General features: G+C 35.4%; 1 protein-coding gene and 1 pseudogene. One reads left to right on the forward strand and one right to left on the reverse strand.

Annotation, left to right across the window (positions count from 1 at the left end):
* Positions 1-213, reverse strand: a pseudogene (locus tag L988_RS10945) (WYL domain-containing protein); the annotation flags it as partial.
* An 898-nt stretch (positions 214-1111) separates the two neighbouring features.
* On the opposite strand from L988_RS10945, the gene L988_RS10950 reads away from it, so the two are divergent.
* A partial coding sequence (locus L988_RS10950) for a ParB N-terminal domain-containing protein (protein ID WP_047384229.1) occupies positions 1112-1415 on the forward strand: 304 nt, incomplete at its 3' end.

Here is a 1415-nt window from a genome sequence, read left to right on the forward strand (position 1 = left end):
TTGAACCTCATGTTCTTTTAAAACTATATAATAAAGCTCATCATTTGATTTATTTAAATTAAATTGAATGATTTCACCTTTAGATGAATTTAGATTTAAATTTTCTACCTCTTTATTAGAATAGTAAGCAAATATTCTATTTCCTATTTCTCCTGTTAAAAGATTAAAATGCATTTCATCTTCTTTTATTTTTTCTTTTATAAAATATGGCACTGTAAATCTAACTTTTTTTATTTTAACTCTCCCCCTCTCTTTGCTTAAAATAAGTATACTTTAAAATTTAAAAAAAATAAAGGAACATCTTCTTATTAAAATTTGTTCCCTAAAATAAATATATTTCTTGCTAGTACAAGAGGCCCTCGCTCCCACGCCTCAGCTAGTCCGTGATTTACGGCGTGCTCGCTCGGTGGCCGGGCCTTTCCCCCCGCCGGCGTCGCTACAAATGTTTTTTTAGCTAGGCCGGCCCGGGTAAGGATGTAAAAAACATCTTCCGCTAGGCATCCCCTTTTAGCGGTACCGTTTTTTTTAAGCCGCCTCTTGGGGGGAAAGTCTTTGCTCCTCCTTAGGTCGTCGCGGCCTCGGCCACAGTGCCGTATCTACTGCAATTCTTAGCTCGTATGAAAGCCATATTATCTATCTCAATACAAAAAGTTATGGCGGGAATCCACCTCTCTCTCCTCCAACTGCAATCTCCGCCAGAAGTTCGCTGAGCGAACTTTTTTAAAAAGAATTAAAGTAGGGATAGTCACTTAGCTCATCGCTATCTCCCTCTGGTCGGTGCTGGGGTAGTGCCCGTATTTACAGACAGTCCCTCATGGCACGCTTCCCTGCCGGTCGCTTAGTACTCCGCTCAGGAGCTAGAACGAGTTCTTGCTTTAATCGGGAAAGGGCTCGAAAATGACGAATAACAGCAACGATAAATAGGCATACGTAGATTCTCTTCGCCCTTGAACCTTTTTCTTTTCCCCGCCCTCCCTCTACTGCTATCTTGTCGGGGCATTCCCATTTGTAAAAAAGTAATTAAAAATATTTATTTTTTGCAAATTGACTTTTAATTCAATGTATGTATATAATTGCTTAATGTTCAATAAAATACGGGAGGAATTTAAATATGTTTAATAACTTTGAATGTAAAGATGTAACATTAAATTTAATTGAGAACATTATATTTTCAAACACAACTTTTTATAATCGTCTTGATGATTATACTACATTAAAAGAGGAAGAAGGGTTTTCAGAACTTGTCAAATCAATAACTACAATTGGCCTTTTAAATCCAATATATCTACAGAAATTAAATAACGATTATATTATCGTAAATGGTTTTCGCAGATTACTAGCATTAAGAGAAATTTATAATAAAGATAAAAGTATAATTTTTAAAAACAAAGCCATTATTTTTGAAAAAAATACTT

It is taken from the genome of Cetobacterium sp. ZWU0022 (assembly GCF_000800875.1).
GTDB lineage: Bacteria > Fusobacteriota > Fusobacteriia > Fusobacteriales > Fusobacteriaceae > Cetobacterium_A.